This is a genomic window from Nitrosomonas communis, assembly GCF_900114745.1.
Classification (GTDB): domain Bacteria; phylum Pseudomonadota; class Gammaproteobacteria; order Burkholderiales; family Nitrosomonadaceae; genus Nitrosomonas; species Nitrosomonas communis_A.
In genome coordinates, this window is record NZ_FOUB01000019.1 from 23,783 (window position 1) to 40,527 (window position 16,745).

Below are 16,745 nucleotides of genomic sequence, written 5' to 3' on the forward strand. Positions count from 1 at the left end.
GTATTGATAAAAGTGCAAGCATGATGAACGAAAAAAAACTCAGTAAATCTCCTGAATACAATTCAGATAGCATTAAAATTCTAAAAGGGCTTGATGCTGTTCGTAAACGTCCTGGTATGTACATCGGCGATACCAGTGACGGTACCGGGCTACACCATATGGTATTTGAAGTAGTCGATAATGCTATTGACGAGGCCTTGGCTGGTTACTGTGACGAAATTTCCGTGATTATCCACCCTGACAACTCTATTAGTGTACACGACAATGGTCGGGGCATTCCAACTGGCATAAAGCAAGACGATGAGTTGAAACGATCAGCTGCTGAAATCGTTATGACCGAATTACATGCCGGTGGAAAGTTTGATGATAATTCTTACAAAGTATCTGGAGGATTGCATGGAGTCGGCGTGTCCGTAGTAAACGCTCTGTCAGAGTGGTTGCACTTAACCATTCGACGTGAAGGGAAAATTAATTATATTGAATTTCAAAAAGGTGTGTCGCTTTCACCATTGAGTGTGATTGGTGAAACTGAAAAGCATGGAACCGAAGTACACTTTTTAGCGAGTAAGGAAATTTTTGGAGATATAACCTTTCACTATGACATCTTTGCAAAGCGGTTACGTGAGCTTTCTTTTCTGAATAATGGCATCAAAATTAAGCTGATTGATCAGCGTAATGACAAGGAAGAAGTATTTGCTTTCGCAGGAGGTATTCGTAATTTTGTTGAATATATTAATCGAACAAAGACAGTATTGCATCCTGCCATTTTTTACGCTAATGGCATGAAAGATAATATAGCGGTAGAAGTCTCGATGCAGTGGAATGATAGTTACACAGAACAAGTTTTGTGTTTTACAAATAATATTCCACAAAAAGATGGGGGCACTCACTTGACTGGGTTGCGAGCTGCGATGACACGCACACTTAATAGCTATATCGAAAAAAATGAATTAGCTAAAAAGGCTAAGGTGGATACAACAGGTGATGATATGCGTGAAGGATTGACCTGTGTTCTATCGGTTAAGTTATTTGAACCTAAATTTTCATCACAAACAAAAGAAAAGCTTGTGTCATCCGAAGTGCGTCCTGTAGTGGAAGAAATCGTGACACAAAAACTTTCAGAATTTTTGCTAGAGCATCCGAGTGATGCAAAAATGATCTGCAACAAAATCATCGATGCAGCTAGGGCACGTGAAGCAGCTAGAAAAGCACGTGAATTAACTCGTCGCAAAGGCGTATTAGACAGTATGGGGCTGCCGGGAAAGCTTGCTGATTGCCAAGAAAAAGATCCAGCATTATGTGAACTTTATCTGGTAGAAGGTGATTCAGCTGGAGGATCTGCTAAACAGGGACGAGATCGAAAATTTCAGGCCATCATGCCGCTTAAGGGAAAAATACTAAATGTGGAAAAATCTCGCTTTGATAAATTGATTTCTTCGCAGGAAATTATTTCACTTATAACTGCGCTTGGAACAGGCATTGGTAAAGATGAGTTTAATCCTGACAAATTACGCTACCATCGCATTATCATTATGACTGACGCAGATGTCGATGGCTCACATATTCGCACGCTTTTGTTGACATTCTTTTATCGACAAATGCCTGAATTGATCGAACGCGGACACATTTACATCGCTCAGCCACCACTTTACAAAATTAAAAATGGTAAAGAAGAGCGTTATGTCAAGGATGATTATGAACTAAAACAATATATGCTTGGTTTAGCTCTGACCAGAGCTCAACTTTATGCTCATGAAAATAAACCACCTCTTGCCGGTGAAACTCTGGCAAATATTGCCCGTGAATATTTATTAGCAGAAGCCGTTATCGACCGTATGAGTAGATTTATTGACAGGGATGTTTTATACGCTTTGCTTAAGCAACCTAATATCGATCTAAGTAATGAGATAGCGGCATTGAATAGTGCAGCTAGCCTAACTTCATTACTACATAATATTGAAATCACAGCAGAATTCAATGATGTATTTGAACATTTCCGTCTAAAGATCATTCATGTATATCACGGTAATGTTCAGATTAGTTATCTGGATCATGATTTTCTACAAAGTTCTGATTTTTTGCAAATTCAAAAAACTGCACAAGTCCTTGATGGTTTAATAGGAGAAAATGCAATAATCAAGCGTGGTGAAGAAAAGCAGTCTATCAAAGAATTTAAGGAAGTGCTCGATTGGTTATTGGAAGAAGCAAAAAAAGGAGTCAATATTCAGCGTTATAAAGGATTGGGAGAAATGAACCCGGGACAATTATGGGAAACTACTATGGATCCTGTTAACCGTTGTTTGTTACGCGCACAAATTGAAGACAGTATTCTTACAGATGAAATTTTTACCACCCTCATGGGAGATGTCGTAGAGCCTCGTAGAGAATTCATTGAAAAAAATGCATTACGAGTAACCAATCTAGATATATAGAAGAATTTTGTTTTCAAAGCATACTTCTTCAGTCTCTATAGAATAAAATACATGATCTATTTCACAAATCAATTTGTAATCATCCTATGATATTTGCATTTTTTATATTTTTTGAATCAGTCCGCGTTGACTGATAAGCCTAAGCGGGTTAGAATCCTGTACTTTTATATGTGCGTGTAGCTGAAAATTTTTCGGTTCTAAGCGAGAATACTTATGCCTTGGATACGGAATAAGCCACTGCACGTGGTGATACGCTGGCAAGTATTATTTACAGTATTTATTGCGCTAGTATTTTGGGGAGTATTGGGGTTACATGGGGCTATTTCAGGATTTCTTGGTGGAATGGTCAATGTAGTTTCTTCTACAGTTTATGCATTCATAATTTCTCATCATAAGGGATTTACAGCTGGCGGGGCAATACGTACTGCTCTCAGAGCAGAAGCAATAAAAATAGTCGTTATAATAGCTCTGCTTTGGACGGTGTTTGTAGTGTATAAAGAAGTTAATGCTAGTGCGTTTATCGGGGTATTTATCATAACAGTAATCATCTTTAGTATGGCTTTATTTGTGCCTGATAATACTAAAGATATTAAATAACAAAATTAAATAGCAGATAATTTAATAATGGCATCAGATCTTGAGCTTACTCCAACCTCATATATAAACCATCATCTTACTAACTTAACTGTATCTCTGGGAGAAGAGCCGTTTTGGACATTGCATGTGGACACATTGCTGATGTCTATCATTCTCGGCATCCTGGGAATGGGGGTTTTGTGGCTAATCGTCCGTAGAGCTACCCCTGGTGTACCTACTAAACGACAGGCTTTTGTAGAATTACTTGTGGAATTTGTCGATACACAAGTAAAAAATACATTTCATGGTGATAGGCATAGATTTGTCGCACCAGCAGCCTTGACTATTTTCGTATGGGTATTGCTGCTTAATACAATGGATTTGTTGCCGATTGATATTATGGCATGGATTTATGATCATGTATTTGGAGTGCATAATTGGCGCACTGTTCCAACTACCGATGTGAATACCACGTTTGCATTAGCACTCTCCATATGGCTCTTAATGATATTCTTTAACGTTAAAGTCAAGGGATTAGGAGGGTGGACGTATGAGCTGTTTTGTACGCCATTCGGTAAAAATCCGATACTTTGGCCGCTGAATTTATTGTTTAACATTATTGAGTATGTATCAAAGCCACTGTCTCATTCTCTGCGACTTTTTGGGAATATCTACGCAGGAGAAATCATTTTCCTCCTTTTAGGGATGTGGGCTGCAACTGGCGTTACAGGCTCCTTTTTTAGCGTGATTCTGGGCGTGGGATGGTTAATTTTTCATATACTGATAGTAACACTCCAAGCATTTATTTTTATGATGCTCGCAGTGGTTTATTTATCAATGGCGCATGAGTCACATTAAATAGATATAAGTTTTTTTAACATAATTTTTAAAGGAAGGAAAAAACAATGGAAAATTTGCAATTTCTCGCAATGATACAAGCTTACACAGGAATAGGAATTGGTTTGATGATTGGGTTGGGTGCAGCAGGAGCATGTATTGGGGTGGGTGTTATGTGTAGTCGCTTTCTTGAGGGCGCTGCACGCCAGCCAGAGATGATTCCTACTTTACAAGGTAAAGTCTTCTTATTATTAGGATTGACTGATGCATCATTCATCATTGCTGTTGGCTTAGCCATGCTATTTGCTTTCGGTAATCCCTTATTAGCAGTAATTCAATAATATTTATTTGTATTAATAAAACTTACACGAAGCTGGCTATGAATATTAATTTCACTCTCATATCTCAAGCAGTAGCCTTTTCGATATTTGTATGGTTTACGGTCAAATTTGTATGGCCACCTTTGTTGCGTGCAATTGAAGAGCGTCAAAAGCAAATTGCCGATGGCTTAGCTGCTGGCGAGCGTGGCAAAAAAGAGTTAGAGCTTGCAAGCCAAAGATCTTCAGAGGCATTAAAAGAAGCTAAACAGCACGCCACAGAAATTATTACACAAGCTGAGAAGCGAGCAGCGGAGATTGTTGAAGAAGCTAAGGATAGTGCAAGGATCGAAGGAGAGCGGATATTGACAGCCGCTAAAGCTGAAATTGAGCATGAAATATTTGGAGCAAAAGAAGCTTTACGCCAGCAAATTGCCAATTTAGCATTAGCAGGTGCAACGAAAATATTGCGGCGTGAGGTAAATGCCAAAGTCCATGCTGATCTGCTTGCATCAATTCAAGAAGAGTTAAAGTAATGGCTGAGGAAATAACAATTGCTAGACCTTATGCTGAGGCAGTATTTAAATTAGCAAAGGAAAAGAATGCATTATCCTCTTGGTCGGATATGCTCAATGCTCTTACAGAGGCAACATCAATAGAGCAAATACGAACTCTTATTTCAGATCCAGGCGTACCAGCCAACAAGTTAGCTGAAATAATTTTGGAGGTTTGTGAAAATAAGCTCGATAGTGAAGGAAGAAATTTAGTTAATTTATTGATTGAAAATAATCGATTAGATGTGCTTCCTCAATTGAGTGCTCTGTATGAACAATTAAAAGCTCAGTTTGAAGAAATACTGGAGGCAAATATTATTTCTGCATACGCTATTTCAGATAGCCAATTAGAGAAATTAGTGTCGGTGCTTGAAAATAAATTCAAATGTAAAATTAAAGCAAAAGTAAACATAGATCCAGAGTTAATAGGCGGAGTAAAGATAGTAATTGGCGATGAAGTTATTGATAGCTCCGTACGCGGTAAACTCGAGACCATGTCTGTTGCCCTCAAAAGCTAGGAGTTATTAAAATGCAGTTAAACCCATCAGAAATCAGTGAGCTGATTAAAAGTAGGATTGAAGGACTTTCTATATCGACTGAAGTTCGTACTCAAGGCACCATCGTATCGTTAACTGATGGCATTGTTCGAATTCACGGACTTTCAGATGTGATGCAAGGTGAAATGCTTGAGTTTCCAGGCAATACCTTTGGTTTGGCATTGAATTTAGAAAGAGATTCAGTCGGTGCGGTTATTCTGGGTGCTTATGAACACCTCACTGAAGGCGATACTGTCAAATGTACAGGACGGATATTAGAAGTACCAGTTGGTGAAGGTTTGTTAGGACGGGTAGTTAACGCATTAGGACAACCCATAGATGGAAAAGGGCCTATCGCAGCTAAGGAAACAGAGCCTATAGAGAAAATTGCACCAGGCGTTATTTGGCGACAATCTGTTGATCAACCAGTTCAAACCGGGCTTAAGGCCATTGACTCCATGGTACCAGTTGGTCGAGGCCAGCGCGAATTGATCATTGGGGATCGCCAGACCGGGAAAACGGCTGTAGCAATAGATGCAATCATTAATCAGAAAGGTGAGAATATGATCTGTATCTATGTGGCAATTGGGCAAAAAGCTTCATCAATTGCGAACGTTGTGCGTAAACTTGAGGAGCATGGCGCAATGGAATATACCATTGTCGTTGTAGCATCAGCTTCTGAATCCGCCGCGATGCAATTTATAGCGCCCTATTCAGGTTGCACGATGGGTGAATATTTTAGAGATAGAGGACAAGATGCGCTCATCGTATATGATGATTTGACTAAACAGGCTTGGGCATATCGTCAAATATCGTTATTGCTCCGTCGACCTCCGGGCCGGGAAGCTTATCCAGGAGACGTGTTTTATCTACATTCTCGCTTGTTGGAACGTGCAGCAAGGGTAAGTGCAGATTATGTCGAAAAATATACAAAGGGAGCGGTTAAGGGAAAAACAGGATCGTTAACAGCGTTACCAATAATTGAAACGCAAGCAGGTGACGTGACTGCATTTGTGCCCACCAATGTTATCTCCATTACTGATGGACAAATATTTCTAGAAACAGATTTATTTAATGCTGGAATTCGTCCTGCTATTAATGCAGGTATTTCTGTATCGCGCGTCGGCGGGGCAGCACAAACAAAAGTAATTAAAAAACTAGGTGGCGGTATACGATTAGCATTAGCGCAATATCGTGAACTTGCTGCTTTTGCACAGTTTGCATCAGATTTAGATGAAGCAACCCGTAAGCAACTTGAGCGCGGAAAAATGGCAACCGAGCTGATGAAACAGTCGCAGTTTGCTACCTTGAGTGTTTCAGAGATGGCGTTGACGCTTTTTGCGTTGAATAAGGGATATCTTGATGATGTTGAAGTCAAGCGAGGTTTAGCATTTGAAGCAGCTTTGAGGAGCTATATGCGTAATCAACATGCTGAAATTATGGATAAGATTGAAACAACCAAAAATCTGGATGATGCGACTGAGCAAGCGTTATCTGCAGCAATCGAAGAATTTAAAAAAACTGGGACATATTAACTGATGGCTGGAAGCAGGGAGATACGCAATAAAATCCGAAGCGTTAAGAATACGCAGAAGATTACTCGTGCTATGGAAATGGTTGCTGCGTCAAAAATGCGTAAAGCTCAGGAGCGCATGAGAAAAGCACGACCATATGGCGAAAAGATCCGCAATGTCGCTGCTCATATGAGTCGTGCAAGTACGGAATATCGGCATCCTTTTTTGATCCAACGTGACACGGTAAAACGTGTTGGTATTATTGTAGTGACCTCAGACAAAGGCTTGTGCGGCGGACTAAATACTAATGTGCTGCGTAAAGCTGTTAATCAGATGCGTACGTGGGAAACTGAAGGCGAGCAAATCGAAGTCTGTTGTATTGGTAACAAAGGCCTGGGTTTTATGAGTCGTATTGGAGCAAATATCATTTCGCAGATAACAGGTCTTGGTGATACAGCAAATATCGAGAAACTGATAGGTGCTATAAAAATTGTACTTGATGGGTATACAGCGGATCGTTTTGACAGGGTTTATCTTTTCTACAATCGCTTTGTGAATACGATGAAGCAAGAGCCCGCGATGGAGCAGTTGTTGCCATTATCCGACGAGCGTATGCGTGTAGGAAAGCAGGATACCGAGCAGAAGAAATTATGGGATTATTTATACGAGCCTGAAGCGAAACCAATAATAGACGATATTATGATTAGATATGTTGAAGCATTAATCTATCAGGCCGTTACGGAAAATATGGCATCGGAGCAATCTGCTAGAATGGTTGCTATGAAAGCTGCTTCAGATAATGCAGGTAATTTAATTAATGAATTGACCTTGATTTACAATAAGTCTCGTCAAGCGGCTATTACAAAAGAATTATCTGAAATTGTTGGCGGTGCAGCCGCTGTTTAATCAATATTTTAGTTTTTAGGGAACAATAATGAGCCAGGGTAAAATTGTTCAATGTATCGGTGCAGTGATTGATGTTGAGTTTCAGAGGGAAAGTGTTCCTAATGTTTATGACGCACTGATAATGAAAGGCACGGATTTAACACTTGAAGTACAGCAACAGCTAGGAGATGGGATTGTAAGGACAATTGCTCTCGGATCGTCAGAAGGATTGCGTCGTGGAATGACAGTTGAAAATACGGAAAAGCAGATCACAGTGCCGGTTGGTACAAAAACGCTTGGACGTATTATGGATGTGCTGGGTAGACCTATTGATGAAATGGGAGACATCGGTGCTGATAAAAGCATGCCCATTCATCGTGCTGCGCCTGCTTTTGATGAACTTACAGCTTCAACTGAATTATTAGAAACGGGTATTAAAGTTATTGATTTAGTCTGTCCATTTGCTAAAGGCGGGAAAATTGGTTTGTTTGGAGGGGCAGGTGTAGGTAAGACTGTGAATATGATGGAGTTGATCCGTAATATTGCGATTGAGCATAGTGGCTACTCTGTATTCGCGGGTGTTGGAGAAAGAACTCGGGAAGGTAATGATTTTTACCATGAGATGAAGGAATCCAAGGTATTGGATAAGGTCGCTCTGGTTTATGGTCAGATGAATGAGCCACCAGGTAATCGTTTGCGAGTAGCATTAACTGGGTTGACCATGGCAGAATCATTCCGTGATGAGGGTCGTGATGTCTTGTTTTTCGTAGATAATATTTACCGTTACACACTTGCTGGAACAGAAGTATCTGCGTTGCTTGGACGGATGCCTTCTGCTGTAGGCTATCAACCTACTCTTGCTGAAGAAATGGGACGTTTACAAGAACGTATTACGTCTTCTAAAACAGGTTCTATTACATCCATTCAAGCTGTTTATGTGCCCGCGGATGATTTAACTGATCCTTCACCAGCAACAACATTCGGGCATCTTGATGCTACAGTCGTATTATCGCGTGATATCGCGTCGCTGGGAATTTATCCTGCAGTTGATCCACTTGATTCTACTTCTCGACAATTAGATCCAATGATTGTTGGAGAGGATCATTACAATACTGCCCGTGCAGTACAACAAACATTGCAACGTTATAAGGAATTGCGCGATATTATTGCAATTCTTGGCATGGATGAACTTTCACCTGAAGATAAATTAACTGTAAGCAGGGCAAGAAAGATTCAGAGATTCTTATCCCAACCATTCTTTGTTGCAGAAGTATTTACTGGCTCACCCGGCAAATATGTGCCATTGAAAGAAACAATCAAAGGATTTAAAGGAATTGTTAATGGTGAATATGATGATGTGCCAGAGCAGGCTTTTTATATGGTTGGTGGAATCGAAGAAGCGATTGAGAAAGCCAAGACGATTCAATAAATATAGCAAATATAATATATAAACCAAATGGGAACAATATTTCATCTGGATATTGTAAGTGCTGAAGAATCAATATATTCTGGACCCGCAGAGTTTATTGCGGCACCTGCACTTATGGGCGAAGTGGGCATTTTTCCTAATCACACGCCAATGCTAACTCGTATTCGATCAGGTATGGTGAGAATTAAGGCTCCGTTAAAAGACGAAGAAGCAGTTTATGTATCAGGTGGTATGTTAGAAGTTCAACCAGACGTGGTAACAATACTAGCTGATACTGCCATACGCGGTAACGATCTTGACGAGGCTAAAGCTTTAGAAGCAAAGCGAAGAGCTGAAGAGGCTATGAAGAATAAAATATCTGAGATTGAATATGCGCGTGCACAAGCTGAATTAATTGAAGCTGCGGCGCAACTTACTGCCATTCAAAAACTCAGAAATCGCGGACATTAGAAAATAGAGGCATCTTGGAACCAGCCCATAGGTAGAATAAATAAAAGAGGCTAGGCTTTCTTTCAACTTCTGCATATGATACTACTGTTACTCCCTTTCTTTGAAAGAAGAAAGGGAGTAAAGAAATTACAATTGATATATCAAAGCGCACTTAATGTCGTATTCGGTACGTAAATCTGTAATGGATTTCTTTGTTTATTTTCCTGTCTAAAATAAGCTATACGGCGACATATATGCTGCAAAAATGATGCGTGTATTTGCCAATTAGGTCCAATTTTAATTTGTAATAAAAACTAAATTAATAATTTAATCCCAGCCGATTATACTTTGATTAACGCAGGAGCATTTTCGAGATCATATAATGTACACCAACCAAATGATTCTCGAGCGCATCAATGCTGTCAAGCACGCGGTTATGAAATTATTTTTCTTGCAGCTCATCTCAAATATGTTTCTGCAGATTCAGTTCGGGTGAATACGGTAGCAGGCATAACTAACGGAGGTTATCAGACAAATGGTAATCCTTGCTTTTATCTGCCAGCCGGACCATCAAGGATCATAACGACATTATCATCAGATTAATGGTTGGCAACCCCATTGATGAAAATCTGCATGTAATCGCTGCTGACATGAGGTAATACCAGACTGTCAAAGGATCAGTCAGTGGGACTGGCGGGCCCCATAAGCATAAGTATACTCCTTCGCCACCACGGCACTCATCCGTGGTCCATCTGGATGGCGGCATAACAATAATGCTAGTCTACAGTGCGTCCAAAGCGCATTTCATCCTGGAACATCAAGCGTAGCGGTCGATGGTTACCTCCGCTGGCTACCATTCATCTAGCCGCTCTTTAATTTTTTCCAATCCTCGAGCAATGCAGGATTTCCCTGAGGATGAGTGATATCTGGCACAAGTTTACACCAGCCATGGCGTGCTAGTATTCGATAAATCGTTGAGAGTGCTACGCGCTTACCCAGCCGTTTATCCATTTCCAAATCAAAACTGACACTAAGGCGATCCGCAGACAGTATAAATAATATGGCAAGTTGAAGCCAACAAAGTCAGTTTTGATTTAGAAATGGAATTAATTCTTCTATTGTTCTTCCATTAACCAACAAATTCTTTGCTTGTTCCGAAACTTCTTTACCGCTCGCTACTCGTGCCATCACCATACTCTCTTTCATAAGTTACTTATATTGTAAGCGCTCAACGCCCTGGCGCCGAAGAGGTCAGAGAAGCTCAGAATCTGACCGTCTTAACACCCGTTAAAAACAAAAAGGGCAACTCTATATGGAACCACAGGATCAATGGTTATCTACAGCAGTTGCTCGTATTCGGCAACCGATTGAAGCATTATTTGCCTGGATTGAAGAAAAAACAGGCATTAAATGTGCCAGCAAAGTTCGTTCTTATAAGGGGCTGATGGTGCATGTATTCGGAAAGCTGGCTGCGGCTCTGTTTTTCTGGAATTTTTTACGAGTTAGCTCTTAATTCACATTATATGACTGGGATTGATGTATCATAATTTTTTGTGATTCGAAGTGAATTTTCACGCATCTTCATCTTTTATCTTCGTCTTTTTTGCAAAACGCTTGAAGTCGATTGTGAGCAAAAATTTGAGTTATTGAACTAAACACGATGGCATGAGCATCATGCTTAATATTTTCATTTTGAAAGAATAAATCTGTGTTGCACGGATATCTTGTTATTCATGATTATCCGACACTATAATTTGTTCTTGGCAAATGTGAGATTCAACCGAAATTAACTTTGAGGCATACAAAATGAATATTCTTGTAACAGGTGGTGCTGGCTATATTGGTAGCCATACTATCATAGAGCTGCTTAACAATAAACACGATGTCATTATCATTGATAATCTATTAAATAGTAGTAAAGTAGCGATAAATCGAATCGAGAAAATTGTTGGAAAAAAACTTGCATTTTACGAAAAAGACGTCCGTAATAAGCAAGCACTTGAAGAAATATTTTCAAAGCATCAAATTGACGGTGTTATTCATTTTGCTGGTCTTAAAGCGGTGGGCGAGTCGGTGAGAGTGCCACTCAAGTATTACAATAATAACCTTATTTCCACAATCTCATTATTAGAGGCTATGGAATCTCATGAGGTCAGGCAATTGGTTTTCAGCTCATCAGCCACCGTTTATGGTGACCCAGTAATCGTTCCGATCAAAGAATCTGCCACACTCCCCGCTAAAGTTACTAACCCGTATGGTCAAACAAAGCTTATTATTGAGACTATGCTCATGGATCTTGCAATAACCAATAATAACTGGCAAATTACTGCACTGCGCTATTTTAATCCAATAGGTGCGCACGAGTCCGGAACTATCGGTGAAGATCCAAGCGATATACCTAATAACCTTATGCCCTATGTCAGTCAGGTTGCAGTCGGCAAACTCAAGGAGCTTTCTGTATTTGGTAATGACTATCCTACCCCTGATGGTACAGGCGTACGTGACTATATTCATGTAACCGACCTTGCGAAAGCACACGTAGCAGCTCTAAACATACCTGCTACACCGAACGAGTATCGTGCAATAAATGTTGGTACAGGCAAAGGCACAAGCGTGCTTGAGCTTGTTAATGCATTCGAACATGCAAGTGGCGTAAAGATACCTTACAAAATTACTGACCGGCGGCCCGGTGATATCGCAGCATGTTATGCTGATCCAAGCCTAGCGCATTCTCTCTTAGGCTGGCAAGCCCAAAAATCTCTTAAAGATGCCTGTGCAGATTCATGGCGCTGGCAAAGTGACAACCCTAATGGATATAAAGGATAATATTATAAAATAATACTATCGAATTGATAGATAGCCCCATCGTGTTTGAACTTTTAAAAATACTCTATTTTATTTTGAATAATTCCTTTATTAGAGCATTGTCAAACTTGCAAATTGGGTTAAGCAGATCAGAAATTTCGTAGGAAGCTGCCGGGATTTGAATGAAGAATCGATCCAATTTCTGGATTAAATTCTCCAAAGCTTAGAAACGAATAGAGTATTGAAGGCCAACTCCCTTAAAAGCTTGATCAGTCTTACCCCCTTGGATATTACTATAAAATGCTCCGACACTAAGTGTGTCTCGGCCAAATAATGAAACCCCCATAGCTAGCCGGCCGTTATACCCAAAAACATCATTAGGCCATACCCATCCTGCCCAAGCATCTGCAAGAATAAAAGGTTGTCTCAATACACCTTGATCGGATCCTCCATAACGAAAAGCCGTTCCTGCACCCATCGTACCGAATTTTTGTGTGATGAATGTTTCCACATTCGCTACAGATGCTCCCAATAACCCATTCAATTCAGAAGGGAGTATTCCTACTAAGTCATTGCTTTCCCATGTACCTTGTAATCTAACTTGCCAATCTTGAATGCCCGTAAGTAGAGATTTTCCCAGAATTCCTTGCAATTTATAACCTGTACCGAGAGTACTCCTTTCTCTCGTCAGATAACGATGACCATCAATATCCAAACTCATAAATGAGTTTGATGGTAATTGCGTTGTAACATTGAATAAAAGGATATCTTTTGCTCCAAGCGCTCGTAATGGCCCTGTTTCAAACGGTATTTCATTCACTCCAACACGCAAGCTTGTTTTCACTTTATTGGTTATATCTTTGTTGACTCTAGCTGCGCCATAAACCAGAGAGGCATCTTCTCTGAGATTGCCACCCAGATTGAACTGGAGCATTCCTTCTTTAAAAGGATGTTTATATTCTGTACTAAGATCAACTTCAGTATCAGCAGGTAACCTAATGTTGGGATCTGTAGAATTCAAATACGTATTCTTCAGTTCCATGCCAAGTACCCCTCCTAATAGGGGAGTATTAAAACGCGCCCGGCCTTCGATAAAATCTATAGCACCAAGACTTCTAAAATCAACATTGCCTATTATTTGCCTGCTTGATTTCACCGCCAATTCATCTCTGGTATGAAAAAGATATGATTGCAATACAAGTGATTGGTCTTTATTTTCCTCAAGAAGATCATAAGTTAATGCTAAGGCCTCTTTATTTCTGTCTAAACGTTTAAGCACTTCCATTTTGTTGATCTTTGTAAGCTTATCGCTTTCTTTTTCAAGAATATGCTCAGCAGTAGCGAGATTATTTTCTGCCAAAGCTAAGGTAAGACGCTGCCAACTTGGTGTTTCTTGCCTGGCAATATGTTCTTGCAGTAACCAATGCCGAGCAGCGGAATAATTCTTCTGAGACAAATATGCAGCAACAAGCAGCTCTTGAACAAAGGGATCATCGTATCCTTTTTCAAGAAACTTTTTCAAAACAGACACCTCAGCATTTGCGCCTTCCATATTCCGCACTAAAGCTAAATATTCAGTACGCAAGATATCCTTAATTCTTTTGCTTAGCTCATTATCAATTTTGTTAAAACGAGATCTTAAGTTAAACAAAACATGTTTCCGCAAGTGCCAGGCTTTGTCTGCATACCCAGCCTGGCTCAAGACATCTGCATAGGTAAGCTGCCACAGATAATCATCAGGGCTGATTTGTGACTTGCGCTCAAGCCAAGACAAAGCTTCTTTGTGCTGACCAATCTTAGCTAAAGCTACACCATAACTGCCCCATAACAATGGATTTTCTAACGCTTCTGATTGCCAACTTTTAAGGTAAGATTGAAGTAATTTTCTGTCATTTTGCTCAATAAGACTCCATAAAATGCCTTCTTTGGCAACAATAGACGCGGGATTAACTGTCAATGCTTGTTGATAGTGCTTTATAGCTATTTTTGGATTGTTCTCATGAATATCTAACTGAGCACGCAAGAGCCAATACATTTCTAAATCATTGAATTTCGATTCATTATTTATTGCTATTTGTAAGAGCTGCTTCAGTTGAGCTGATAAACCTGCCTCATTAGCAATATCCATAGAAAGCAATAGCCAACGAGGTTCATTAAAGCGATCATACGCTTCTTCACCAACTGTAATAGCTTCTTCTGCTTTATCTGTATCTCGTAATCTTTGAATTAATCGCTCTGCAACAAGTGTATTAGCTTTTTTCGTTTTCCATAGAATGTTATAAGCTGAAAATGAATCCTCAGGCCGTTCTAACTCCCAGGAAAGCTCGCCAAAAATCTGCCAGTAATAAGCATCTTTATCTGATGCATTATCTTGATTTGATAATAATATTGAAAATGCCTTCTCAGATTGGCCATTTTTCCACAATAATTTAGCTTGATGGGCCACAGCATCTGATAGCCGATTGAATTGTGATCCGATAGATTGCCACGTTGCTATGGCCTCGCCTATTTGTCCCGCATTTTCTTGTGCTTTAGCCAATGCTTCCCATACCTGCATATCTTCCGGATAACGCTTTAAATAGGACTTCAAGAAATTAATTTGATCAGATATATTGCCTGCCTCATTAAAAGCAAACAATAAATTTTCCATTTCTTCATCGGTTAGTTCACGCATGCTTGCTAGTTGCTCTAGCATTTCTATGGTGATATTGAAAAAATAGAGTGCTTTTGAAAGAGTAATTGAATTGATAATCGCTACATCATCTTGTCTGTTTCTAGCTAACCATAACCATGCTTTTAATGCTAACCCCGGTTTATCAGCCCATTCTGCAATACGAGCTAAACTCTCATGAGCTTCATCGTCATCTGGAACAATTTCTACTAACCGCTGAGCTAAGACCAACGCTGACTGAATTTCTCCAACGGCAAGCGCACGATCAATTTGCTTTTTAATTTGCTCTGGATCGTCAGGGTCTAATGTCAAACGCAAGATGCCCAATTCATAGGCATTTCTTGGGCTCTTGTTAGCCATATAAAGAGTGATCATTTCATCAAGAAGTGCTGGATCTTTCGGGAATTTCTGCTGATAGTTGCGAAAATATTCCGCAGCTAAGTTACTATCACCAACTGCTCGTAATGCTTGAAGCGCTAGAAATGCAAATTTTCTGGCCTCGACTATATCCTCCGATAATTCATAGCATTTATGATATGCTTCTGCTACCTTATAATGTAATCCAGATGCGATATACCATCGCGCTGACTCTTTTAATTTCTCAATTCTTTCGGTAGGATTGAGAATCATGGTAGACCATTGGTCATACAAATTTGCAGCAATAACAGGTTGATTAAGCTCCAGGCTAAGCTTAATAACTTTAGAAATTAAAGTGACTGGAATCGGATTTTTACTAATATCTGTGATAATGTTTTGTAGTTTAGTTAGCTTTGTTTCCCGATTTGGGTCTTCTGCCGCCAATGTGAAATATTTCCTTAAATCAATTTCTAGCATTAGGAGTTTGGCTTCTAACGCTATGAAACTATCTTCTACTATTAATGTTAATGGCTCTAACTCTAAGTGAGCCTTATCATCTTCTCCTAAATTAATATAATGGCGGGCAAGTTCAAGACGTAGACCAGCATTATCAGGATTGATGTTCAAAAGAAGCTTTAAATATTGTACTGAAATACTATCGGGTTTGACTAATTGCAGAAATTCTTTTAACCGTTCCTCTTTATAAATATAAAAGAAAAGCGAGAAAATAATAGCTAATGTGATTGTAAATATAACTATCGCTCTTTTAGACTTATCCGGCAATTTTTGATTCATAATCTTAAGAACCGCAATTGGACAAGATATAGCGAATAGAAAATCGGAGATAAAACCGGGTACATTGATGCTGGTGAGATAACTCCAACAGCTATGAGCAATAATGCATCCGTGCTGGGGATGACAAACGATATGTCATATAACGCAATCATAATTGGGATTAACGAAAAGATTTCGAAAATGTCTGTATATGTCATAAGTTTGACTTTTCAAGCAAGGATTCTATTGCAATTTTTAGAATTTTAGATTTCTTTTAAAATTATGCGCCTCAATACCTAAATAAGTAATATCAACAAATATTACGCAATTTGTTGTCATTAATATAATTAGCCAGCCATAGCTAGCTACCGAAAATTTTAGAAATTAATATTAAACAACAAAATATGCATTTTGCATTTTATTGATCCATTATCGTGAAAAAAGTTTCGCATGCATCTATTGAAAAGCGGAAAGTTTTATAGCATCGGCTATACTGAAAGAGTTTTTTAAGAATCTTCCAATAACATTGAATGTAGCTACAGGATAGACGCATGCGGTACTCATGATTCCAAGCTGTATTTGTTCCTTTCAGGACATTTAAGGAATCCGTATGCTAACTTTATTGCGAC

Annotated in this window: 15 protein-coding genes; 12 read left to right on the forward strand and 3 right to left on the reverse strand. The window is 39.4% G+C overall.

Annotated features, from left to right (window positions below; all coding sequences use genetic code 11):
• Window positions 1–23 precede the first annotated feature (23 nt).
• From gyrB to BM122_RS09110, 10 genes are all read left to right on the forward strand, one after another.
• Window positions 24–2,432, forward strand: a complete 2,409-nt coding sequence (gene gyrB, locus BM122_RS09065) for a DNA topoisomerase (ATP-hydrolyzing) subunit B (protein WP_074905272.1) — start codon at window positions 24–26, stop codon at window positions 2,430–2,432.
• A gap of 243 nt (window positions 2,433–2,675) precedes the next feature.
• Window positions 2,676–3,029, forward strand: a complete 354-nt coding sequence (locus BM122_RS09070; protein ID WP_256211972.1) for an ATP synthase subunit I — start codon at window positions 2,676–2,678, stop codon at window positions 3,027–3,029.
• Window positions 3,030–3,056: 27 nt separating this feature from the next.
• The gene (gene atpB / locus BM122_RS09075) at window positions 3,057–3,866 is read left to right on the forward strand and encodes a F0F1 ATP synthase subunit A (protein ID WP_074905274.1); all 810 of its coding nucleotides are present in this window, start codon (window positions 3,057–3,059) and stop codon (window positions 3,864–3,866) included.
• 47 nt (window positions 3,867–3,913) lie between these two features.
• Window positions 3,914–4,186 (forward strand): F0F1 ATP synthase subunit C, encoded by a 273-nt coding sequence (gene atpE / locus BM122_RS09080; RefSeq protein WP_046848906.1) that lies wholly within the window; start codon window positions 3,914–3,916, stop codon window positions 4,184–4,186.
• A 38-nt stretch (window positions 4,187–4,224) separates the two neighbouring features.
• Window positions 4,225–4,698, forward strand: coding sequence for a F0F1 ATP synthase subunit B (locus BM122_RS09085; protein WP_074905275.1), 474 nt, complete (start codon window positions 4,225–4,227; stop codon window positions 4,696–4,698).
• On the forward strand, window positions 4,698–5,234 hold the full coding sequence (locus tag BM122_RS09090; RefSeq protein ID WP_074905276.1) for a F0F1 ATP synthase subunit delta: 537 nt from the start codon (window positions 4,698–4,700) through the stop codon (window positions 5,232–5,234). The genes BM122_RS09085 and BM122_RS09090 overlap by 1 nt, the downstream gene beginning before the upstream one ends.
• Window positions 5,235–5,245: 11 nt before the next feature.
• Entirely contained in the window at window positions 5,246–6,787 is a 1,542-nt protein-coding gene (gene atpA / locus BM122_RS09095; protein ID WP_074905277.1) for a F0F1 ATP synthase subunit alpha, read from the forward strand.
• A 3-nt stretch (window positions 6,788–6,790) separates the two neighbouring features.
• Complete coding sequence (atpG, locus tag BM122_RS09100) at window positions 6,791–7,672, forward strand: F0F1 ATP synthase subunit gamma (RefSeq protein WP_074905278.1); 882 nt, start codon at window positions 6,791–6,793, stop codon at window positions 7,670–7,672.
• A gap of 28 nt (window positions 7,673–7,700) precedes the next feature.
• Window positions 7,701–9,080, forward strand: coding sequence for a F0F1 ATP synthase subunit beta (gene atpD / locus BM122_RS09105; protein WP_046848901.1), 1,380 nt, complete (start codon window positions 7,701–7,703; stop codon window positions 9,078–9,080).
• 27 nt (window positions 9,081–9,107) lie between these two features.
• Entirely contained in the window at window positions 9,108–9,530 is a 423-nt protein-coding gene (locus BM122_RS09110) for a F0F1 ATP synthase subunit epsilon (protein ID WP_046848900.1), read from the forward strand.
• 840 nt (window positions 9,531–10,370) lie between these two features.
• Here BM122_RS09110 and BM122_RS09115 read toward each other — a convergent pair.
• Window positions 10,371–10,520 (reverse strand): winged helix-turn-helix domain-containing protein, encoded by a 150-nt coding sequence (locus BM122_RS09115; protein WP_083398422.1) that lies wholly within the window; start codon window positions 10,518–10,520, stop codon window positions 10,371–10,373.
• A gap of 72 nt (window positions 10,521–10,592) precedes the next feature.
• On the reverse strand, window positions 10,593–10,715 hold the full coding sequence (locus BM122_RS25025; RefSeq protein WP_256211973.1) for a hypothetical protein: 123 nt from the start codon (window positions 10,713–10,715) through the stop codon (window positions 10,593–10,595).
• A 106-nt stretch (window positions 10,716–10,821) separates the two neighbouring features.
• On the opposite strand from BM122_RS25025, the gene BM122_RS09120 reads away from it, so the two are divergent.
• Complete coding sequence (locus tag BM122_RS09120) at window positions 10,822–11,022, forward strand: hypothetical protein (protein WP_218152048.1); 201 nt, start codon at window positions 10,822–10,824, stop codon at window positions 11,020–11,022.
• Window positions 11,023–11,315: 293 nt separating this feature from the next.
• The gene (gene galE, locus BM122_RS09125; RefSeq protein ID WP_074905279.1) at window positions 11,316–12,335 is read left to right on the forward strand and encodes a UDP-glucose 4-epimerase GalE; all 1,020 of its coding nucleotides are present in this window, start codon (window positions 11,316–11,318) and stop codon (window positions 12,333–12,335) included.
• Window positions 12,336–12,537: 202 nt separating this feature from the next.
• Here galE and BM122_RS09130 read toward each other — a convergent pair whose 3' ends face one another.
• Window positions 12,538–16,137, reverse strand: a complete 3,600-nt coding sequence (locus BM122_RS09130; protein WP_074905280.1) for a tetratricopeptide repeat protein — start codon at window positions 16,135–16,137, stop codon at window positions 12,538–12,540.
• Window positions 16,138–16,745: the final 608 nt, after the last annotated feature.